General features: G+C 68.4%; 17 protein-coding genes. 11 read left to right on the forward strand and 6 right to left on the reverse strand.

All coding sequences use genetic code 11. The features are described from left to right. Positions 1–10 precede the first annotated feature (10 nt). The 4 genes from HHL15_RS11080 (at position 11) to HHL15_RS11095 (ending at position 4,712) form a co-directional block, all read left to right on the forward strand. Complete coding sequence (locus tag HHL15_RS11080) at positions 11–2,455, forward strand: hybrid sensor histidine kinase/response regulator (protein ID WP_169145820.1); 2,445 nt, start codon at positions 11–13, stop codon at positions 2,453–2,455. Next, positions 2,431–3,258: a helix-turn-helix transcriptional regulator gene (locus HHL15_RS11085; RefSeq protein ID WP_169145821.1), complete on the forward strand. Its 828-nt coding sequence runs from the start codon at positions 2,431–2,433 to the stop codon at positions 3,256–3,258. The genes HHL15_RS11080 and HHL15_RS11085 overlap by 25 nt, the downstream gene beginning before the upstream one ends. Before the next feature lie 117 nt (positions 3,259–3,375). Beyond that, entirely contained in the window at positions 3,376–3,858 is a 483-nt protein-coding gene (locus tag HHL15_RS11090) for a cupin domain-containing protein (RefSeq protein ID WP_169145822.1), read from the forward strand. Positions 3,859–3,959: 101 nt separating this feature from the next. Further along, positions 3,960–4,712 (forward strand): hypothetical protein, encoded by a 753-nt coding sequence (locus HHL15_RS11095; RefSeq protein WP_169145823.1) that lies wholly within the window; start codon positions 3,960–3,962, stop codon positions 4,710–4,712. Between the two features lie 764 nt (positions 4,713–5,476). Here HHL15_RS11095 and gatB read toward each other — a convergent pair. The 4 genes from gatB to gatC form a co-directional block, all read right to left on the reverse strand. Next, positions 5,477–6,949 (reverse strand): Asp-tRNA(Asn)/Glu-tRNA(Gln) amidotransferase subunit GatB, encoded by a 1,473-nt coding sequence (gatB, locus tag HHL15_RS11100; RefSeq protein WP_169145824.1) that lies wholly within the window; start codon positions 6,947–6,949, stop codon positions 5,477–5,479. 23 nt (positions 6,950–6,972) lie between these two features. Next, a complete protein-coding gene (locus tag HHL15_RS11105; protein WP_169145825.1) occupies positions 6,973–7,506 on the reverse strand; it encodes a hypothetical protein in 534 nt (177 codons plus the stop codon). A 7-nt stretch (positions 7,507–7,513) separates the two neighbouring features. Beyond that, positions 7,514–8,968 carry an Asp-tRNA(Asn)/Glu-tRNA(Gln) amidotransferase subunit GatA gene (gene gatA / locus HHL15_RS11110; RefSeq protein ID WP_169145826.1) on the reverse strand — a complete coding sequence of 485 codons (1,455 nt, stop codon included), beginning with the start codon at positions 8,966–8,968 and terminating at the stop codon, positions 7,514–7,516. Between the two features lie 80 nt (positions 8,969–9,048). Then, entirely contained in the window at positions 9,049–9,336 is a 288-nt protein-coding gene (gatC, locus tag HHL15_RS11115; protein ID WP_169145827.1) for an Asp-tRNA(Asn)/Glu-tRNA(Gln) amidotransferase subunit GatC, read from the reverse strand. 110 nt (positions 9,337–9,446) lie between these two features. Between gatC and HHL15_RS11120 the strand changes: the two genes are divergently transcribed. The 7 genes from HHL15_RS11120 to HHL15_RS11150 all read left to right on the forward strand — a co-directional run bounded on the left by HHL15_RS11120 (position 9,447) and on the right by HHL15_RS11150 (position 16,627). Next, on the forward strand, positions 9,447–10,490 hold the full coding sequence (locus tag HHL15_RS11120) for a rod shape-determining protein (RefSeq protein ID WP_169145828.1): 1,044 nt from the start codon (positions 9,447–9,449) through the stop codon (positions 10,488–10,490). Between the two features lie 109 nt (positions 10,491–10,599). Next, a complete protein-coding gene (mreC, locus tag HHL15_RS11125; RefSeq protein ID WP_169145829.1) occupies positions 10,600–11,508 on the forward strand; it encodes a rod shape-determining protein MreC in 909 nt (302 codons plus the stop codon). A 12-nt stretch (positions 11,509–11,520) separates the two neighbouring features. Next, on the forward strand, positions 11,521–12,042 hold the full coding sequence (mreD, locus tag HHL15_RS11130) for a rod shape-determining protein MreD (protein WP_169145830.1): 522 nt from the start codon (positions 11,521–11,523) through the stop codon (positions 12,040–12,042). Positions 12,043–12,054: 12 nt separating this feature from the next. Further along, positions 12,055–13,959, forward strand: a complete 1,905-nt coding sequence (gene mrdA / locus HHL15_RS11135; protein WP_169145831.1) for a penicillin-binding protein 2 — start codon at positions 12,055–12,057, stop codon at positions 13,957–13,959. Further along, positions 13,952–15,094, forward strand: a complete 1,143-nt coding sequence (rodA, locus tag HHL15_RS11140) for a rod shape-determining protein RodA (protein ID WP_169145832.1) — start codon at positions 13,952–13,954, stop codon at positions 15,092–15,094. The genes mrdA and rodA overlap by 8 nt, the downstream gene beginning before the upstream one ends. A 43-nt stretch (positions 15,095–15,137) precedes the next feature. Next, positions 15,138–16,262 carry a septal ring lytic transglycosylase RlpA family protein gene (locus HHL15_RS26790; RefSeq protein WP_169145833.1) on the forward strand — a complete coding sequence of 375 codons (1,125 nt, stop codon included), beginning with the start codon at positions 15,138–15,140 and terminating at the stop codon, positions 16,260–16,262. A gap of 170 nt (positions 16,263–16,432) precedes the next feature. Next, positions 16,433–16,627 (forward strand): hypothetical protein, encoded by a 195-nt coding sequence (locus tag HHL15_RS11150; protein ID WP_169145834.1) that lies wholly within the window; start codon positions 16,433–16,435, stop codon positions 16,625–16,627. 82 nt (positions 16,628–16,709) lie between these two features. On the opposite strand, the gene HHL15_RS11155 is transcribed toward HHL15_RS11150, so the two are convergent. Next, the gene (locus tag HHL15_RS11155) at positions 16,710–17,114 is read right to left on the reverse strand and encodes a hypothetical protein (RefSeq protein WP_169145835.1); all 405 of its coding nucleotides are present in this window, start codon (positions 17,112–17,114) and stop codon (positions 16,710–16,712) included. Positions 17,115–17,169: 55 nt separating this feature from the next. Beyond that, the gene (locus HHL15_RS11160) at positions 17,170–20,598 is read right to left on the reverse strand and encodes a FecR domain-containing protein (RefSeq protein ID WP_169145836.1); all 3,429 of its coding nucleotides are present in this window, start codon (positions 20,596–20,598) and stop codon (positions 17,170–17,172) included. Positions 20,599–20,705 lie beyond the last annotated feature (107 nt).

Genomic DNA, 20,705 nt, shown 5'->3' on the forward strand with positions numbered 1-20,705 from the left:
GCTGGCGCCCATGAAGATCACACGGATCCGGAACCGGCTGCTGCTGAGCGCGGTGGCGGTCAGCCTGGTGGTGGCGCTGAGTTCCATGCTGGCGGCCTCGTGGGTCATCGGGCAGCAGTATCTGGACCAGGCCCAGGCCGAGCTGCGCAAGGCCTCGGAGGTGATCCGCGACAGCCTGGCCGAGCGCGAGGGCAGCCTGCTGGAAGCCACCACCCAGCTGGCGGCGCAAAAGAACATCGGCGACACCATCTGGTACCTGGCGCAGTATGCGCAGGCCGATGTCGAGGGTGAAACCCTGCTGGGCACCTACCGTCAGCTGGCCCAGGAGGCGATGCGTATCGGACATTCGGCCCGGCTGTCCCGCCTCGGCCTCTACGATATGGCCGGGCGGCTGGTGTTCTTTGCGCACTTCGACGGCGCCGGAAGCCAGGTCGGCTTTGTGGACTACCAGGTGATGCCGGTATTCCGGGTCGCCACGCTCAAGGATGGCGAGGAGCTGAGCCGGGACAAGCTGCAGGTCGAGCGGTCGGCCAGGGCGGCGCTGCAGCTGGCGGTGGAGCCGCCCCGCAAGCCCCTGACGCGCTACCTGGTGGATGCCGGCCAGGTCTTGATCGAGGCCGACGCCTACATCATGGGCGAGGCCTTCGACCCGGCCACCGGCAAGCGCGAGCTCCGGCAGGTGGGCCGGGTGGTGACGGCGCAGCCGCTCGACCAGGGCTTCGTGGATCGTCTGTCCAGCCTGAGCCACGTGAAGATCAACATCTTCACCCCGCAAAGCCTGAGTGTCGGCGACATGCCGGCCTATGCCGCGCCGGACTGGCGGGGTGTGCCGGCGGGGGCGGAGCGGCGTGCCGGCGCCCATTCCTTCAACGAGATCACGGTGGACGGGGCGGGTTTCTACCAGGGCCTGATCCCCTTGCTGCGCGGTGAGGAGCGGGTCGGCACCATCGCGGTGCTGCGCTCCAAGGAGACCGTGCGCAAGAACATCGTGGAGATCGTCACCACCCTGGGACTGATCGCCGCCGGCAGCCTGCTGCTCATCCTGCCGATGGTGCTGCGCTTCACGAGTTCGATCTCGACCCCGATCAGCACCCTCAGCCGCATCTTTCACGATGTCGCGGGCGGGCAACAGAGCGAAGTTCCGGGCGTGGACACCGGCCCCCTGGCGGAGGCGCAGCGGCGGGAGGACGAACTCGGCGAGCTGACCCGCAGCTTCATCGCGATGAACGACGCGGTGACCCGGAACATCAGGGAGATCAACGAGATCAATGTGTCCCTGTCCCAGGCCAAGGAGGTGGCGGAGGCGGCGAGCCGGGCCAAGAGCACCTTCCTGGCCAACATGAGCCACGAGTTGCGGACGCCGATGAGCGCCATCATCGGCATGACCAACATCGCCCTGCGCAATGGCCCGGATGCCCCGCTCAAGGATCAGCTGGGCAAGATCGACCAGGCGTCGCGGCACCTGCTGCACGTCATCAACGACATCCTCGACATCTCCAAGATCGAGGCCGAGCGGCTGTCCCTGAACCCGGTGAGCTTCCAGCTCGGCGAGGTGGTGGAGAACCTGCTGAGCCTGATGGGCCACAAGGCCCGGCGCAAGAATCTCGAGCTGCGCGTCGACCTGGCGCCGGAACTCGCCCGGGGGTTCTTCATTGGTGATTCCCTGCGGCTGGGGCAGATCCTGCTCAACTTCGTCAGCAACGCGATCAAGTTTACGCCCCGCGGCACGATCACCGTGCGGGCCCGGCTGGTCGAGGACAGCACGGCCGGCGTGCTCCTGCGCTTCGAGGTGCAGGATACCGGTATCGGCATCAGCGACACGGACCAGCGGCGCCTGTTCACCCCGTTCGAGCAGGCCGACAGCTCGATGACCCGCGCCTACGGGGGGACCGGCCTGGGGCTGGCCATCAGCAAGCGGCTGGCCCAGCTGATGGGTGGGGCGGTCGGCCTGGAGAGCGTTCTCGGCGAGGGCAGCACCTTCTGGTGCACCGTGCGCCTGGAGCGCAATCCGGACGGCGCCCCGCGGCTGCAGGCGAGCGGGCAGGGCGCCTCGGCGGGCGTGCTGCAGGCGCGCCACCCCGGCGCCCGCATCCTGCTGGCCGAGGATGAACCGATCAACCAGGAGGTCTCCCGGGACATGCTGGAAGGCGCCGGCCTGGTGGTGGACCTGGCCGAGGACGGCCTGGCGGCGGTCGAGTTGGCGCGCATGAACCGCTATGCCCTGATCCTGATGGACATGCAGATGCCGAACATGAACGGGGTGGACGCCACCCGGGCGATCCGCGCCCTCGACGGCTACGCCGACACCCCCATCCTGGCCATGACGGCCAACGCCTTCAATGAGGACCGGCAGGTGTGCATCGAGGCCGGCATGAACGACCACATCGGCAAGCCGGTGCGGCCCGAGCTGCTGTTCAGCACCCTGCTCAAATGGCTGGACCCGCCGGCGGCCTGAGCGGGCCGCCATCTTCCATGGGCACTTTCGACGACGCCGCCAGCGGCAGCATCTCGGTGCGTGCGCTGCACCGCATCCGCAGCCTCACCGTGCGGGACGACGCGCTGGTGTGGGTCCGCAAGGGCTGCAAGACCTTGCTCGGGGCGGACGGGCCGCGGGAGATTCCAGCCGGGCAGGTGGTGCTGCTGGCGCGGGGCAGCTGCTGGGACGTGATCAACGACCCCCGCCCCGACGGCTGCTACGAGGCGCACATCCTGCAGTTTGGTGATGCGGCGCTGAGCCGCTTTGCCGCCCGCCATGGCGGAGACTTTCCGCTGGCCCCGCTGCAGGGCTGCCATGTGCTGACGCCGGACGGCGGGCTGACCGAATGCCTGGAGCGGGCCCTGGCCGGCCTGGCCCGGCCCGGCCTGTCGGAAGGCTTGCGTCAGCACCGGGTCGAGGAGGTGCTGCTGATGCTGGCCGAAGCGGGCTGTGTGCTGCACGCCCGGGAGGAGGTCGACTGGCCCGAGCAGGTGCGCCGCCTGGTCCTCGGCCGGCCGCACGCCGACTGGAGCGTCGAGGCCGTCGCCGCCGCCTGCCGGGTCAGCGTCAGCACCCTCCGGCGGCGCCTGGCCGCCCATGGCCTGGCCTGCGCCGGGCTGGTGCGGGAGCTGCGGCTGGAGGTCGGCCTGGGGCTCTTGCAGGGCACCGGGCTGCCGGTTGGCGAGATCGCCGCGCGCTGTGGTTACGACTCCCACAGCCGCTTTACCGCTGCCTTCCGGAGCCGCTTCGGGTTTCCACCGTCCCGGCTGCGGGAAGGCTGAACGGTCTGGCACATATTCCGGCCCGGACGGGCTAAGGGCGTCTCCCGGACACAAGCGAGAATGGCGGCCTTGCGGAGCGCAACCGGCGCTTCGTGCGCAGACAAAGGAGAGCCCGCCATGACCCCTTCCCTCCGCCCCATTGCCCTGCCCGCCGCCGACATGCCGCCGCGGCGCACCCCCTCGTCCTATCCCCCGGAGTTCGCGCAACGCCTCGCCGGGCGCGTCAAGCAGCCCCTGGGCGATGCCTTCGGGCTGCGCAACTTCGGGGTGAACCTGACCCGCCTGCCACCGGGCGCCATGTCGGCCCTGCGCCATGCCCACCTCACCCAGGACGAGTTCATCTACGTGCTGGAAGGCCGCCCGGCGCTGCTCACCAACGCCGGGAGGACCCGCCTGGCGCCCGGCATGTGCGCCGGCTTTGCGGCCGGCGGGGGGGATGCCCACCACCTGGTGAATGACACGGATGAGGCGGTGCTCTACCTGGAGGTGGGGGACCGCAGCCTGGGTGACCGGGCGAACTACCCGGACGACGACCTGGCCGCCGAGCTGGGTGAGGATGGCCGCTGGCGCTTCCTGCACAAGGACGGGCGGCCGTATTGAGCGCCCCCGGCCGGGCCGTGCGGTGAGCTTGCGGCCGGTGGATATAATGGCGTTTTTCCCGATTGGCCGGGCCTGTCTGCCGGCCAGCCTGCACGATCGCCATGTCCCAGCCCCCGTTGCGTCTCGTCGCCGAACTGCGGCGCCTTTATGTCCGCCCCGCCACCCCGGGCGCCGATGCCCTGCCGCGCGCCCTGGCCGCCGGGGAGGCCTTGCGCCTGTCGCCCTTGGGCGCGGACGGGCGGGTGGCCTGGATGGTCGTGGGCGTGGATGGCGAGGAGGCCTGGGCGCTGACTGCCGCGCTGTACGCAGGGCTGCTGGATGATCTGGCGCTGCCTGCGCCGGCCATGGCAGTGTCGGGCGAGGCGGGCTACCGGCTGTGGTTCGCGCTGGTGGAGCCGGTGTCCGTCGCTGAGGCCGGTGCTTTCCTGCGCGGGCTGGCCGACCGTTACCTGGCGGAGGTACCGCCGGCGCGGCGGATCCTGTGCCCTCTGGACGAGGTGGGCGAGGTGCTGATGGTGCCCGGGCTGCATCCGGCCACCGGCAAGTGGTCGGCCTTCATTGATCCCGGCCTGGGCGGCATGCTGGCCGATGAGCCCTGGCTGGACATGGCCCCCAACCCCGAGAAGCAGGCGGACATCCTGGCCGGCTTCGAGGCGATCAAACCGGCCGCCTTTGCGCAGGCCCTGGCCCGCCTCGGCCCGGCGCCGGAGGCCCCGCCGCCGCTGCCGACCGCTCCGCCCCGCCCGGCCGGTGGCGAGGCCTGCGACGAAGCGCGCCGCTTCCTGCTGGCCGTGATGAACGACCCGACGGTGGACATGGCCTTGCGTGTCGAGGCGGCGAAGGCGTTGTTGTAGGGGGAGCCTTTGCTGGGTGGCTTTCCGTTGTTTTGGGTTGGATTGGCCGGGATTTCGCCCCGGCGGGCGACTCACTTCTTTGCTTCGCCAAAGAAGTAAGCAAGAAAGGCGACCCGCCTCCCCGGTCATTCGCTGCGCGAATGACTCCCCTGCGCTGCTCACGCCAGGCGGCCGGCGCGGAACTCGCCCTGCGGGCTCAAACAGCCGCGCCGGACTACCCCGCCTGCCGTTCCGCTGCTCGGCGGGTCGGAACGGGCTTTCAGCAAGCACCGAGCCTCTACGGAAAATCCGGCGGATGCGAGGCGCTGGGGTTTTGCCTTTGCGTCGATCATCGTCCCCTGCTTCAGCAACCGCGCGGTGTTTGCGAAAAGCCCGTTCTGACCCGCCGAGCAGCGCAGGGGAGTCGTCCGCGCAGCGGACGACCGGGGAAGCCGGGTCGCCTTTCTTTCCCCCTTTCTTTGGCGACGCAAAGAAAGGGGGCGCCCGCCGGGGCGAATTCCCGGCCAATTCAACGCGGAACAACGGAAAGCCGCCCTTATCACCCTCCCAGGCTAACAAGTTCCCCTCAGAGGGCAGCAAGTTACCCTCGCAGCCCAGTGAGTTGGGCTCTGACTTGAACTGGTTTCCCTCCGGGGGAAGAGGGTTCGTCCCGGAGGGAAACCCGCTTCGCTGCGAGGGAAACTGGTTGCTCCCGGAGCGTAACTTCGGGGCTTGCACCGGGGCTGCGCGTGGGGGGAGGGCGGCTTTGGCCGCCCTTGCACGCCTTAGCCCAGCTTCTTCTTCAGCAGCTCATTCACCTGGGCCGGGTTGGCCTTGCCCTTGGAGGCTTTCATGCACTGGCCGACCAGGGCGTTGAAGGCCTTTTCCTTGCCGGCGCGGAATTCCTCGACCGACTTCTGGTTGGCGGCCAGCACTTCGTCGATGATCGCCTCGATGGCGCCCGTGTCGGTGACCTGCTTGAGGCCCTGGGCTTCGATGATGGCGTCGGCGGCGTTTGCGTCAGCCCCGCCTTCCTGGTTCCACAGCGCCTCGAAGACCTTCTTGGCGATGGCGTTGGAGATGGTGTTGTCTGCGATGCGCAGCACCAGGCCGGCCAGCTGGGCGGCGCTCACCGGGCTGGCGCTGATGTCCAGTTCGGCCTTGTTGAGGCGCGCGGCCAGTTCACCCATCACCCAGTTGGCGCAGGTCTTGGCATTGGCGGTGCCGGCGGCGGCAACGGTGTCCAGGTAGAACTGGGCGGTCTCGCGGCTGGCCGTGAGGGCCGTGGCGTCGTAGGCGGACAGGCCGTATTCGCCCTCGAAGCGGGCCGACAGGGCCGCCGGCAGCTCGGGCAGCTCGCCCCGCACCCGCTCGATCCAGTCGCTGGAGATGACCAGCGGCAGCAGGTCGGGATCGGGGAAGTAGCGGTAGTCGTGGGCGTCTTCCTTGCTGCGCATGGCGCGGGTCTCGCCGGTGTCCGGGTTGAACAGCACGGTGGCCTGCTGGACCTTGCCGCCGTCCTCGATCAGGTCGATCTGCCACTGGATCTCGTAGTCGATGGCCTGCTGCAGGAAGCGGAAGCTGTTGAGGTTCTTGATCTCGCGGCGGGTGCCGAACTCCGCCTGGCCGCGGGGGCGCACCGACACGTTGGCGTCGCAGCGGAAGGAGCCTTCCTGCATGTTGCCGTCGCAGATGTCGATCCAGCGCACCAGGGCGTGCAGGGCCTTGGCGTAGGCCACCGCCTCGGCGGAGGAGCGCATGTCGGGTTCGGAGACGATCTCGAGCAGCGGCGTGCCGGCCCGGTTGAGGTCGATCCCGGTCATGCCGTGGAAGTCTTCGTGCAGGCTCTTGCCGGCGTCTTCTTCCAGGTGGGCGCGGGTGAGATTGACGAGCTTCTCGTAGTGGCCGCCCTTGCCGTCCGGCACCAGCAGGTTGATCTTGCCACCCAGCACCACCGGCAGCTCGTACTGGCTGATCTGGTAGCCCTTGGGGAGGTCGGGGTAGAAGTAGTTCTTGCGGGCGAAGATGCTCTTCGGGGCAACCGTGCCGCCGATTGCCAGGCCGAAGCGGATGGCCCGTTCGACCGCCCCCTTGTTGAGCACCGGCAGCACGCCGGGCAGGGCGATGTCCACGGCGCAGGCCTGGGCATTGGGCTCGGCGCCGAAGGCGATGCTGGCGCCGGAGAAAATCTTGGACTGCGTGTTGAGCTGGGTGTGGATTTCCAGCCCGATGACGACTTCCCAGTCGGTTCTGCTCATGATGGCTCTCTAGAAATGGTCGTTCAGTCGCACTTGCCCGTAGGCTTGTCGATCAGCAGCGGCCACACATAATCGTGGGCGCTGGCGGGGGAACACAGGTTGTGGCAGTCGGCAAAGGACACGGTGACCTGCTCGCCCTGCTCCCACATGCGCACCCGGCAGTTGTTCTTGCCGGCGAGCTCGATGGAAGGCAGGGCCTGGGTCTGGCGGAACTGGGCGAGGTCGTAGCGGCAGGAGCCGCGCTTGGGCATCACCAGTTCGACGTTGAAGGCCTTCACCTTGGAGTTTTCCACGTCCACCCGGGCCTTGCCGAAGTTGCCCGCCTCGTCCCGGAAATTGCATTGGGTGCTCACCGTGAAGGTGCGCAGGGGCATCGGCTTGAGCTTGCCGGAGGGGGCGGGCAGCGGGCTGGCTGCAGAGGGTTCGCGGGAGGCAGGGGCGCTCTCGGCCGGGCGGGCTGCGGGGCCGCCTTCCAGGGCCGCGCAGCCGGCCAGCAGCACCAGGCTCAGGCCGGTGGCGAGGTGACGGGAGAGGCCGTGGGCGGAATGGATGCGCATCCCTGCCTCAGAAGCCGGCCGGCTTGCGGGTGTGCCAGTCGGTGGCCTGCTGGAACTGGTGGGCGGCACCGAGCAGGCGGGCTTCGCCGAAGTAATTGCCGATCAGCTGCAGGCCCACCGGCAGGCCGCCGGCGCCAAAGCCGGCCGGGTGGGACAGGGCGGGCAGGCCGGCCAGGTTGACGGCGATGGTGTAGATGTCGGACAGGTACATCTGCACCGGGTCGTCGCTCTTCTCGCCGATGCCGAAGGCCACCGTGGGGCTGACCGGGCCGGCGATCAGGTCGCACTGGGCGAAGGCGGCCTGGAAGTCGTTGGCGATCAGGCGGCGCAGCTTCTGGGCCTTGATGTAGTAGGCGTCGTAATAGCCGTGGGACAGCACGTAGGTGCCCATCAGGATGCGCCGCTTCACTTCGGCGCCGAAGCCCTGGGCGCGGCTCTTGCAGTACATGTCCATCAGGTCGGTGTACTCGGCGGCGCGGTGGCCGTAGCGCACACCGTCGAAGCGCGACAGGTTGGAGCTGGCCTCGGCCGGGGCGATCACGTAATAGGCCGGGATCGCCAGGCGGGCGTTGGGCAGGCTCACTTCCACAGTGGTGGCGCCCAGCTTGCGGTATTCGGCGATGGCCGCGTCCACGGCGGCGCGCACGTCGTCGGACATGCCTTCGGCGAAGAACTCCTTGGGCAGGCCCACACGCAGGCCGGCGAGGGGCTTGTCCAGGTTGCCGGCGTAGTCTTCGGCCTCACGTTCGAGGCTGGTGGAGTCGCGCGGGTCATGGCCGGCCATGGCCGACAGCAGCAGCGCGCAGTCTTCGGCGCTGTAGCCGAAGGCGCCACCCTGATCGAGGGACGAAGCGTAGGCGATCATGCCGTAGCGCGACACCGTGCCGTAGGTCGGCTTGATGCCGGTGATGCCGCACAGGGAGGCCGGCTGGCGGATCGAGCCACCGGTGTCGGTGCCGGTGGCGATCGGCACCAGGCGCGCCGCCACTGCGGCCGCCGAGCCGCCGGAGGAGCCGCCTGGCACCGTGTCGGTGTTCCAGGGGTTGCGGGTCGGGCCGAAATGAGAGTTCTCGTTGGAGGAGCCCATCGCGAACTCGTCCATGTTGGTCTTGCCGACCATCACCGCGCCGGCGGCCTTGAGCAGGCTCACCACGTGGGCGTCGTAGGGGCTGGTGAAGTTGGCCAGCATCTTCGAGCCGCAGGTGGTCAGCACGCCTTCGGTACAGAAGACGTCCTTGTGGGCCATCGGAATGCCGGTGAGCGGGCCGGCGCTGCCGGCGGCCAGGCGCGCGTCGGCGGCCTGGGCGGCAGCCAGGGCGCCATCGCGGTCTATGGTGATGAAAGCATTGACCTTCGGGTTGCCGGCTTCGATGCGGGCCAGGCTGTCGGTGGCGAGTTCGACGGCGGAGACGGTTTTCGCGCGCAATGCGGCGGCGATGTCCTTGAGGCTGGAGTCGATCATGGTGCGTGGGACGGCAAGGTGAACGTTATGGGGCGCCTTGGGGGCGCCTGCCACAGGGGCCGGCGCCGGAAGGGGAGGGCTTATTCGATGACCTTGGGGACCAGGTAGAGCCCGGCCTCGGTCTGCGGGGCGATGGCCTGGAAGGCCTCGCGGCGGTTGCCTTCGGTGACCACGTCGGGGCGCAGGCGCTGGGCCAGCTCCTGGGGGTGGCTCATGGGCTCGACCCCGTCGGTGTTGACGGCCTGCATCTCCTCGATGAGGCCGAAGATCCCGTTCAGTTTGGCCTGGGTAGCGTCGACATCGCCGTCGGCGAGTTCGAGGCGGGCGAGCTTGGCGATATGGCGGACTTCGTCGAGGCTGAGGGACATGGTAATTTACAAAGTTGCTTAAACGACAAAGGTTTGTAGGTTATCATAAGCGATTCTGTTGCCCCAATTCCCACCCCCCCGTCCAACGGCTTTACCGGGATTTTTCTCCGATGTTTGGTTCTCTGCGCTCCTATTTTTCGAACGACCTCGCCATCGACCTCGGCACCGCAAACACCCTGATCTACGTTCGCGGCAAGGGAATTGTCCTCGACGAACCGTCTGTGGTGGCGATCCGCACCGAAGGCGGGCCGAACGCCAAGAAAACCATCCTGTCCGTGGGCATGTCGGCCAAGCAGATGCTGGGCAAGACGCCGGGCAACATCACTGCCATCCGTCCGATGAAGGACGGGGTGATCGCTGACTTCACCGTCACCGAGCAGATGCTCAAGCAGTTCATCAAGAAGGTCCACGACACCCGCCTGTTCTCTCCCAGCCCGCGCATCATCATCTGCGTGCCCTGCGGCTCCACCCAGGTCGAACGCCGCGCCATCCGCGAATCAGCCCTCGGCGCCGGTGCCAGCAATGTCTATCTCATCGAAGAACCCATGGCCGCGGCCATCGGCGCCGGCATGCCGGTGGCCGACGCGACGGGCTCCATGGTGGTCGACATCGGCGGCGGCACCACCGAGGTGGGGGTGATCTCCCTGGGCGGCATGGTCTACGCGGGTTCCATCCGGGTCGGTGGTGACAAGTTCGACGAGGCCATCGTCAATTACATCCGCCGCAACTACGGCATGCTGATCGGCGAAACCACCGCCGAATCCATCAAGAAGGGCATCGGTTCGGCCTTCCCGGGTTCCGAAGTGCAGGAAATGGAAGTCAAGGGCCGCAACCTGGCCGAGGGCATTCCCCGCGCCTTCACCATCTCCTCCAACGAAATCCTCGAAGCCCTCACCGAGCCGCTCAATCAGATCGTCTCCGCGGTCAAGATCGGCCTGGAGCAGACGCCCCCCGAACTGGGGGCCGACATTGCCGAACGTGGCATGGTCCTGACCGGCGGCGGGGCGCTGCTGCGCGATCTCGACCGTCTGCTGATGGAAGAGACCGGTCTGCCGGTGATCGTCGCCGACGACCCCCTCACCTGCGTGGTGCGCGGTTCCGGCATGGCGCTCGAAAAGATGGACCAGCTCGGTTCCATCTTCACCAGCGAATAAGCGTCGGCCAGACGGCCCGGCGCCGGCGGTGAGCATCATGCCCTGCCGCCTGCGCCAGCTCCCCGGGCCGGCCCCGGGCGCCGCCGTTTGCCGGATGACCTGACTCCCAGTGGTCGGCCATTCCCCCCCTCCCTTCTTCAAACGCGGGCCGGCGCCGCTGGCCAAGCTCGTCTTTTTCCTGGTGCTGTCCCTGGCCCTGCTGGTCAGCGACCTGAACCTGCGTTATCTCGAAGCCTTCCGCAAGGGCCTGTCGGTGCTGTCCTATCCGCTGCAGATGGCGGCGGCCACGCCGGCGGATTTCGTACGCAACGCGTCCAACTACTTTGCTTCGCTGGTCCGTCTGCAGATCGAGAACAAGGATCTGAAAAACAAGCAGCTGCAGGGCGGCGAGCGCCTGCTGCGGCTGGATCAGCTCGAGCAGGAGAACCGCCGCCTGCGGGCCCTGCTGGAGGCACGGGAGCGCCAGCCGGTGAAGTCGGTGGTGGCCGAGATCATGTATTCCGCCAAGGACCCGTTCTCGCGCAAGGTGATCCTCGACAAGGGCACCCAGGCCGGCATTGAGGCCGGCCAGGCGGTGGTTGACGACCTGGGGGTGATCGGCCAGATCACGCGGGTCTTCCCGATGCAATCGGAGCTGACCCTGCTGACCGACCGCGACCAGGCGATCCCGGTCATGATCGTCCGCAACGGCCTGCGGGCGGTGCTGTTCGGCGCCGGCAACGGCCTCATGGAGTTGCGCTACCTGGCCGCCAACGCCGACGTGCAGGCCGGCGACAAGGTGGTCACCTCCGGTCTCGACGGGGTCTTCCTGGCAGGCTTGCCGGTGGCCACCGTGGCCAAGGTCGAGCGCGACCAGGCCCGCACCTTCGCCGGCATCCCCTGCCTGCCGGCGGCGGGCGTGGAGCAGTACGGCCAGGTGCTGGTGCTCGGCCACCGGGAAGCCCTGCCGTCCCGGCCGCCCGAGCCGGAAGTCATCAACAAGGGCAAGGGCCGCCGCGCCCGGGCCGCACGGGACTAAGCGGAGCCGACCATGCAGCCCACCCACCGTTCGCGCCGGATCCTGCTGCCCGTGAAGATGTGGTTCGTCTTCACCACGCTCTTCATCGCGCTCTTCCTCAACTACATCCCCACCGGCCACCTGCCGGCCGTGCCCGATTTCGTGGCCCTGGTGCTGGCCTTCTGGTGCGTCCGCGAGCCGGTCAAGATCGGCATCGGCGCGGGCTTCGTGTTCGGCCTGCTGACCGACGTGGGCGTGGGTGCGGCCCTCGGCCAGCATGCCTTTGCCTACGTGTTGCTGGCCTATGCCGCCAACGAGCTGTCGCGCCGGGTGCTGTGGTTCACCCCGGTGGAGCAGGCCCTGCACGTGCTGCCGCTGCTGTTCATGTCCCAGGTGCTGATGGTTCTGGTGCGCCTGCTGGCGGGCGCGGAGTTTCCGGGGTGGTGGATGTTCTTCGGCAGTTTCGTCGCTGCCGTGCTGTGGATTCCCCTGCATTACGTGCTGCTGCTGCCCCAGTACCAGCCCGTCGAGCGGGATGAGAACCGGCCCATCTAGGCGGCCCCGGCGATGAGCTCCGTGCGTACCCCCGAGCAGGAACTGGCCCGTTTCCGCGGCCGGCTGGCCGTGGCAGGGGTGGTGGCCCTGGTCTGCTTCGGGCTGCTGGTGGCGCGATTCTTCTACTTGCAGGTGGTTCGTTACGACTACTACTCCACCCGCGCCGAGGACAACCGCATCTCGTTGGTGCCCATCGTCCCCAACCGCGGCCTGATCACCGACCGCAACGGCACCGTGCTGGCCCGCAATTACTCGGCTTACACCCTCGAGATCACGCCGTCCAAGGTGGCCGACCTGGAGGCCACCATCGAGGAGTTGTCCAAGCTGGTGGACATCCTCCCCAAGGACCGCAAGCGCCTCAAGAAGCTGATGGACGAGTCCAAGAGCTTCGAATCCCTGCCGATCCGCAACCGCCTGTCCGACGAAGAGGTGGCCCGCTTTATTGCCCAGCGCTACCGCTTCCCCGGGGTCGAGCTGAAGGCGCGCCTGTTCCGCGACTATCCGATGGGCAGTTTCGCCTCCCACGTGATCGGCTATATCGGCCGCATCAACGACCGGGACCTGGAGCGCATCGAGGAGAACGAGGACACCGCCAACTACCGGGGCACCGACCACATCGGCAAGGCCGGCCTCGAGAAGAGCTACGAGCGCGAACTGCACGGGGTGACCGGCTTCGAGGAGGTCGAGGTGGATTCCGGCGGCCGCGCTGTGCGGGCGCTGCGCCGCACCCCTGCAGTGCCCGGCAACAACCTGATCCTGACCGTCGACCTGAAGCTCCAGGAAATCGCCGAAAAAGCCTTCGGCAACCGGCGCGGCGCCCTGGTGGCGATCGAGCCGGGCAGTGGCGGGGTGCTGGCCCTGGTGTCGGTGCCCACCTTCGACCCCAACCTGTTCGTGGACGGTATTGCGCCCCAGGACTGGGACGAACTCAATACGTCGCCCAACCACCCGATGGTGAACCGCGCCCTCAACGGCGCCTACCCGCCGGGCTCGACCTTCAAGCCCTTCATGGCCCTGGCGGCACTGATGAGCGGCAAGCGGACCCCCGGCCAGGCCATCGCCGACCCGGGTTACTTCGACTTCGGCGGTCACCACTTTCGCGACGACAAGGTGGGCGGGCACGGTATGGTGGACATGTACCGCTCCATCGTCCATTCCTGTGATACCTACTACTACAAGCTGGCCAATGACATGGGAATCGATCTGATCGCCCAGATGATCGGTCAGTTTGGCTTCGGTACCCGCACTGGCATCGACATCGAAGGTGAGAGCAGCGGAGTACTGCCCTCGCCGGAGTGGAAGAGGCGCCGCTTCAAGAAGCCAGAGCAGCAGAAGTGGTATGGCGGCGAGACCATCTCCATCGGCATCGGCCAGGGCTACAACTCCTACACCATGCTGCAGCTGGCCCACGCCACTGCCACCGTGGCCGCCGGTGGGGTGATGTTCAAGCCCCACTTGGTAAAGTACATCGAGAGTGCCAAGGACGGTTCGCGGAAGCTGATCGAGCCCCAGCCGATCAAGACCATTCCGATCAAGCCGGAGCACGTGGAGACCATTCGCCGCAGCATGGTCGGGGTGAACCGGGAGGGCACGGGCACCCGCGCCTTCGCCGGGGCCGGCTACGTGGCGGCTGGCAAGACCGGTACAGCCCAGGTGTTTTCCCTGAAGGGTGGCAAGTATTCCTCACGGATTGCCGAGCGTCTGCGCGACCACGCCCTCTATATCGCGTTCGCGCCGGCCGACAAGCCCACCATTGCGCTGGCAGTGCTGGTGGAGAACGGCGGCTTCGGCGCTGAATCCGCCGCGCCGATTGCCCGCCAGGTGCTCGACTACTACCTGCTCGGCAAGCTGCCCGCCGGCGTCGCCCCGGAAGACCCGGGTGCCGAAGGCAGCATGGGGGATGGCGCTGGTGAGTGATTTCCGCTTCGATCCGCGCAAGTGGCTGCTCAAGGTGCTGTCGCCACTGGATGGCCTGTTGGCGCTGATCGTCTTCGCCATCATCGGCTTTTCCGCCGTCGTCATGGTCAGCGCCTCGCCCGAGCGCCTGGATACGCTGGCCCTCAACATCGGGGTGGCGCTGGTGGTCATGTGGGTGGCGGCCAGCATCCCGCCCCCGCGCATGATGACCATCGCCCTGCCGCTCTACGTGCTGGGCGTGGTGCTGCTGATCGGGGTGGCGCTGTTCGGCGACGTGTCCAAAGGCGCGCGGCGCTGGCTCAACATCGGTGTGGCGCGCATCCAGCCCTCCGAGCTCATGAAGATCGCCATGCCCTTGATGCTGGCGTGGTACTTCCAGAGCCGGGAGGGCATGCTGCGGGTGCGCGACTTCCTGATCGCAGCCGGCCTGCTGCTGGTGCCGGTGGGGCTGATCGCCAAACAGCCCGACCTGGGCACCGCCATCCTGGTGGCGGCGGCGGGCTTCTACGTGCTGTTCTTTGCCGGCCTGACCTGGCGGTTGATCCTGCCGGTGGCCCTGGTGGGCATCGTCGGCATTGCCTCCATCGTGGCCATGGGCGACACCATCTGCAAGCCGGACGTGGAGTGGCCGGGGCTGCGGGAATACCAGAAACACCGGGTATGTACCCTGCTCGACCCCACCTCCGACCCGCTCGGCAAGGGCTTCCACATCATCCAGTCCACCATCGCCATCGGCTCCGGCGGAGTCATCGGCAAGGGTTGGGGCAACGGCACCCAGACCCACCTGGACTTCCTGCCCGAACGCCACACCGACTTCATCTTCGCCGTGCTCACCGAAGAATTCGGGCTAGCCGGCGCGGCGATTCTTGTAGTACTCTACATCCTGTTGATTTTTCGCGGCCTTTTTATCGCCGCTGGTGCCCCGACCCTGTTCTCGCGCCTCCTCGCCGGCGCCCTTACGCTGATCTTCTTCACCTACGCGTTTGTGAACATGGGCATGGTAAGCGGAATTCTCCCCGTCGTCGGGGTCCCGCTACCCTTCGTCAGTTACGGTGGCACTGCACTCGTTACCTTGTGTCTAGGCATTGGCATGCTCATGAGCATCCAGCGCCATCGACGCCGGGTAGGCACCTGAACCCGCGCGCGCTTTCGCGCGCGCCCGAACAGGATTGAGCGTCATGACCCCTGTAGCGACACACCGTCGCGCCGGCCCCTGGCTGGCGCCTCTTCTTAGCGCCCTGATGCTGGCCGGTTGCGCCGTCAACCCGCAAAACGTGGCGCAATCTCCAGCACCCTTCCCGGCCCAGGCGCGTTTCGGAGCGTTCAACGAGCCCGTCAGTGAGCCTGCCTATTTCCAGGCCGGTCTCAAGCCGACTGTGTCGGGACGCGCCCTGGGCAGTACCTTGCGCTTCGACCGTTCATTGCAGGATGTGGATGAGGACGACGGCGACGAGAGCCTCAGCGCCGAGGCGCCCCGCTACGAGAAGGGCGACTACTCCCTGGGCGGCGGCCTGGCCCTCGGCAACAGCAGCAGTGCCTTCCGCGAGCGTGGCATGGCCAGCTGGTATGGCAAGGCCTTCCATGGCCGCAAGACCTCCAGCGGCGACAGCTTCGACATGTACGCCCTCACCGCGGCCCATCCCACCCTGCCCATCCCCAGCTACGTGCGGGTGACCAACCTGGCCAATGGCCGTTCGGCGGTGGTGCGCATCAACGACCGCGGACCCTATCACCCGGGGCGCATCATCGACCTCTCGTATGCGGCGGCCTACAAACTGGGCTATACCGGCCAGGGTTCGGCCCAGGTGGAGCTGTCCCTGGTGCTGCCCGAGGGTGTGGCGATGGTCCAGCCCGGTCGCAGCGTACCGCCCCTGAAGCGGGCCCGGGCTGCCCAGCCGGCCACCAGCCTGGCGGCAGCCAAGGGCCGGAATACACCCACCCCGGCGGCGCCTGTCGCCGTGGCCGCAGCACCGGCAGTGCCCGCCGCGGCGCCGGCCGAGGTCCGCGGAGCCGAGCTGGCTGCCGTGTCGCAGTCTGCCCCAGTGGCCAAGGCTGCCGAGCGAGTTGCGGCGCCCCAGGTCTTCCTGCAGCTTGGGGTCTTCCCGTCCCTGCTCAACGCCGAGCAGTTCAAGAACTTCGTCGAGCACGAGCTGGCCTGGTTGTCGGAGTCCGTGTCGGTGCTGGCTGCCGATGGCAAATACCGTCTGCGCGTGGGGCCTTTCCCCTCCGCGCCGGAGGCCCGCAGCATCGCCGAGCGCATTGCCACCACCCTCAAGCTGAAGCCCTTCGTGGTGCAGCGCTGAGCGGCAGGCGGGCCATGCTGTGGCCTGCGGCTGTGCATCCCCGCACAGCCTGGGCGTGATCCGCCCGCTTGCCTTGCCGGCGGGCGCTGCCTAAGCTTCTGCCTTTGGGCGTTGCCGTCGGCGGCTCATCGGGCCGCCCCGGTTCGCTCCTTCTTCGAGGAGTGCTCTGAATGGCCAAGCCTTGTCCCCCCGATTGCTGGCAAGCCCTGTCCCTGTGTTCGGAAGCCGGGCACTGCTGCAGCGAGTGCCAGAACCTGGATGTCGGCAACCTGCCCGACGAGATCGATCTGCAGCAACTGGTGCTGGCCCGCTTCGTCCGCCACGAGCGTGACCCGTCCCGGCTGCTGCGCGCCGGGCTTCGCTGATAGCCCTTTCCTCACCTTCTGACACACCGGAAACGACAAGGGCCGCAATGCGGCCCTCGTTGCTACGCGCCGGGTACGCAGCTTACTGCGGCGGGGTGCAGCCGGAGGGGTACCAGATTCGGACCGGGTAGCCGCCGACCCAGATGATGTAATAGCCTTCGCAGGGAACGCCTGTCGCGTTCTCGGCGGGTGCGGCGCTGCGGCTGACGGCCTTGTCGCCGGCCTGGCATTCCGGCAGCTTGCTGGCCTTGCCCGAGCCGGCCTTGCTCATGATGCAGGCATGCTGGGGCTTGCCCTTGGCGTCGAGCTGGATGACCTCGCCGTTCTTGCCGAAGATGACCCCGCCACTGATGTCGGCGGGGGCGATGCTGCCCTTGGTGAACTGGCCCAGGCCGCCCGCCGCGTGGGCGGGGGCCTGCAGGGCGATGCCGGCCAGCAGGCCGAGGACCAGCAGGGTGGATCGCAAGGGGGAGGGGGGCTGCCTCATGGACGATGATCTCCGTGGTTGGGGGCTAGGGGAAAGCGGGGGCAGGTGCGGTGCGTCAGAAGCGGAACTGGCCTTGCAGCATCAGGGTGCGCTGGGCGTAGAACAGGGGCACGCGCGGGTCGCCGTTGAGGTCCGTGTTGTGGAAACGGAACTGCCGGTCGAACAGGTTGTACACCCCCAGGCTGGCGCTCAGGCGGTGTTCCACCAGCGGCACGCTGAAGCGCAGGTTGGTGACGTTGAAGGTGGAGCGGGCCTCGGATTCGCTGCTGGTGATGCCACCGGCGATCTGCGATGCACGCTGGCGCACCATCCAGTGCTCCAGCAAGGCATCCGCCGGACCGGCCTTCAGCCACAGGCGCAGGGGCAGCAGGTCGGTGGTCACCTTGTAGGGGGTATCGCGCACCAGGCCGTCCTGGCCCTCGTAGCGGATCGATTCGTGGCGCCATTCGGCGCTCAGGGCCAGGCGGCGGCCCAGGGGCACGGCCAGGTGGGCCCGGTGCAGGGCTTCTTTCCAGCGTTCCGGGTGATAGCCGGGGTTCGTATCGAGCGTATTGAACATGGGGGCGTCGAGCCAGCGGCCCGAGGCTTCCAGGCCGGCCGTGATGCCGCCGGCCAGGCGCTGGTCCACCGCCACGGCAGCACGCCGCCAACGGGTGCCTGCGATCTCGTCGAAGATCTGGTTGAAGCCGGCAAACTGGGTGGGGGCGAGGTTCTCGGCGTCGTACTTCGAGCCTGATACGCCCTGGAAGATCGCCCCGCGCAGGGTGGTGCCGGCGGCCGGACGGGCCACCAGGCCGAGCTTGCCGTTGATGCGCTCCGAGCGGGTCCGGCCCTGGTCGTCGAAGCGGACGTAGTCGGCACCGCCATGCAGGGTGAGGGCCGGATGGAGGCGCCACTGTGCATAGCCGAACACCGTGTCGTGGTCGGCCTTCAGCGGGCTGGTGGGCAGGCGGGTCACATCCAGCACCATGCTCGGGTCCATGCTCAAGGCCGTGGAAACGGAGATGTCGCGCTTGCCGGACTGGCGGGCCAGGCTGGCTCCGGCGCTGAGGGCCAGGTCCTCCCGCTGGCGGGTGTACAAGGCCGACAGGCCGCGGGTCCGCTGCTGTTCAAGCACCTCGCTGCCGATGTCCAGATTGATGCCGTATTGCGCGCTGCTGTACTGGAAGAAGTCCTGCTGCAGGAAACGGACGCGCTGGGTGTTGGCTTCCACCAGGAGCTCGTCGCCATTGCCTAGTTCTTGCCGCAGGCCGACCCGGCCCAGGTCATTGATGACCCGCCGGTTCAGGGTCTGGGACTGGCCGTCGAACAGGCTGCGGTACTGGGTGCCACCACCCAGTTCGGCATGGCGGGCCTCGGCCAGCAGGGTGGTGCCGGGGGCCAGGCGGATGCGCGCATCCAGCCGGCTGCCGGCCAGGTGGGTGTCGGCGGTGCGGTCGGTGAGGCCGGCGCTGCGGTAGTCGAAGCTGCCGAAGGACAGCTGGCCCTGCTCCCAGGCGTGGGACAGCAGCACGCTGGCGGCCAGGGCGCTGTGGGTGCCGCCGCCGAAGGTGGCGGCGAAGCGGGTGGGCTTGCGGTCGAAGAAGGCGGTGGCCTCGTCCGGCGACACCGCCCGCGGGCCGTCGAACAGCGGGGTGGGCGGCATCACCTGTTGGGGGGCCTGGGGCCACTGGCCGATGGGCTGGCGCAGGTTGGCCTGCAGCAGTTCGGACTGGCGGGCGCTTTCGAAGCGCGGCAGCTCGGCATACACGTCGGCCAGCAGGCGGTGGGCGGCGGGGCTGGCCGGGTCGTCCTCGATGGCATTCATGGCCAGGCTGTGGGCCGCCGGGGCAAAGCCCACCTGCTGGTAGGCGGCGCCGATGCTGGCGCTGCGGGCGGCCCGGTCCTGGTCGATGAGGGCGCTGGGGCGCAGCACGGCGCGGTTGTCGTTGCGGGCGATGGCCTGGTTGGTGTTTTCGATGGCAGTCAGCGGCTCACCGTCGCGCAGGGCGCGGAAGGCGTCGAAATACCAGGGCGTGGGGGAGGCCGGGTCGAGGCGGCGGGCCAGGTCGAACTGGTCGCCGGCCACCTTGCTGCGGGCTTCTTCGAGGTAGGCGCGGCCCAGGTAGCTGCGCAGCTCGGCATTGGACGGGTCGAGCAGGGCGGCGATTTCCACCTCGCGGCGGCCGTCGGCGGTGTTGCCCTGGCGCATCAGGGCCAGGCCGAGGCCGAAGTGGGCCAGGGGGTCGGCATCGGAACGCTCGAGGGCGGCCTGAAAGTCGCGGGCAGCGGCGGCGGTTTCGCCCTGCATCAGGCGGGCGAAGGCGGCCAGGGCCAGGGCACGCGGGGTGTCGGGGGCGATGGCGCTGGCCCGGCGGGCGGAGTCGCCACCGGCAGCGGCGTCGCCGAGGGACAGTTCCAGCTCGGCCCGGCGGGCCCAGGCGAGGGGGTTGTCCGGGGCCAGGGTGGTGGCCTGGCGGGCTGCGTCGAGGGCGGCCGGCAACTGGCGCCTGGCCTGCAGGGTGTAGCTGAGGGCCAGCTGGGCGGCGTCCGAGCGCGCGTCGCGGGCCACGGCCTGGCGGGCGGTGTCGGCGGCGCTGCTGTCCTGGCGGGCCACCTGGGCCACGGCGCGCACGGCGCCGAGACCGGCATGGGCGTCGGCGGGGAAGCGGCCGAGCAGGGCCAGGGCGGTGTCCACCTGGCCAAGGCCGAGCAGGCTGCCGGCCTTCAGGGCGGCCAGGTCGGGCCGCGTGCTGCTTTCCGGCAGGGTCTCGAGAGCTTCCAGGGCCGCCGTGAAGCGGCCGGCGGCGGCGTCCTGCTGGGCCTGGATGAGGCGGCTGCGGGTGGCCTCGGGGTAGGTGGCCAGGTCCTTGGCAGACAGGCGATACACCTGCGGGTAATGGATGGCCCAGGCCACCGCGTCGAGGGGGCGCACGCTGATCGGGGCGGGGGCGCTGCCGGACCGGGCTTCGATGGCCTCGCCGGCACCGATGCGCCGTTCGCCGGCAGGGTTGCCGGTGCGCACATGGCCTTCGGCGACCACCACGCGGGACAGGCTGTCGTCGGCCGAGACGGTGAATTCGGTGCCGTCCACGAAGGCGTTGACGAAGGGGGTGATGATGCCGAAGCGCCGGTTGAAGCGGCTTATCACATGCACGATGCCCTTCTGCAGGCCCAGCTCACCACTGGTGGCGGTGGGTGGCAGGGTCAGGGTGGAGTCCCGGTCTAGCCTGATCAGCACGTCCTGGGACAGCACCACGGCGGCCCGGCCGGCGCCGCGGATGGCCACCTGGTCGCCCGGGCACAGCCCTTGCCGCAGGGTGGCCGGCTGCCAGGCGCCGCCAGCTGCGGAGCGTACTTCGACGCGTCCTTCTGTGGCGGTCAGGCGCCCGGCTGGCGGGTCGCAGGCCAGGACGGGGAGTGACAGGCCGGCGAAGGCCAGCGTGATACCGGTGACGAGGGGCCTGAGCGCCGCGCGGTGGGGCAAGGGGGTGGGAGTCTGCATGGGCGGGGTGATCAAATGAGCTGAAAATCAGGAACTTTGTCCCGTCAAGGATATTAGCTGTAAATGAATGTGACCTACATCATTGGCACGCGCCCCGATGGTTTTTT

The organism is Zoogloea dura (assembly GCF_012927165.1).
Lineage (GTDB): Bacteria > Pseudomonadota > Gammaproteobacteria > Burkholderiales > Rhodocyclaceae > Zoogloea > Zoogloea dura.

Coding starts and splice junctions, on each gene's coding strand:
- HHL15_RS11080 (WP_169145820.1), top strand. CDS start 11: ATGAAGATCACACGGATCCGGAACCGGCTGCTGCTGAGCGCGGTGGCG.
- HHL15_RS11085 (WP_169145821.1), top strand. CDS start 2,431: ATGGCTGGACCCGCCGGCGGCCTGAGCGGGCCGCCATCTTCCATGGGC.
- HHL15_RS11090 (WP_169145822.1), top strand. CDS start 3,376: ATGACCCCTTCCCTCCGCCCCATTGCCCTGCCCGCCGCCGACATGCCG.
- HHL15_RS11095 (WP_169145823.1), top strand. CDS start 3,960: ATGTCCCAGCCCCCGTTGCGTCTCGTCGCCGAACTGCGGCGCCTTTAT.
- gatB (WP_169145824.1), bottom strand. CDS start 6,949: ATGAGCAGAACCGACTGGGAAGTCGTCATCGGGCTGGAAATCCACACC.
- HHL15_RS11105 (WP_169145825.1), bottom strand. CDS start 7,506: ATGCGCATCCATTCCGCCCACGGCCTCTCCCGTCACCTCGCCACCGGC.
- gatA (WP_169145826.1), bottom strand. CDS start 8,968: ATGATCGACTCCAGCCTCAAGGACATCGCCGCCGCATTGCGCGCGAAA.
- gatC (WP_169145827.1), bottom strand. CDS start 9,336: ATGTCCCTCAGCCTCGACGAAGTCCGCCATATCGCCAAGCTCGCCCGC.
- HHL15_RS11120 (WP_169145828.1), top strand. CDS start 9,447: ATGTTTGGTTCTCTGCGCTCCTATTTTTCGAACGACCTCGCCATCGAC.
- mreD (WP_169145830.1), top strand. CDS start 11,521: ATGCAGCCCACCCACCGTTCGCGCCGGATCCTGCTGCCCGTGAAGATG.
- mrdA (WP_169145831.1), top strand. CDS start 12,055: ATGAGCTCCGTGCGTACCCCCGAGCAGGAACTGGCCCGTTTCCGCGGC.
- HHL15_RS26790 (WP_169145833.1), top strand. CDS start 15,138: ATGACCCCTGTAGCGACACACCGTCGCGCCGGCCCCTGGCTGGCGCCT.
- HHL15_RS11150 (WP_169145834.1), top strand. CDS start 16,433: ATGGCCAAGCCTTGTCCCCCCGATTGCTGGCAAGCCCTGTCCCTGTGT.
- HHL15_RS11155 (WP_169145835.1), bottom strand. CDS start 17,114: ATGAGGCAGCCCCCCTCCCCCTTGCGATCCACCCTGCTGGTCCTCGGC.
- HHL15_RS11160 (WP_169145836.1), bottom strand. CDS start 20,598: ATGCAGACTCCCACCCCCTTGCCCCACCGCGCGGCGCTCAGGCCCCTC.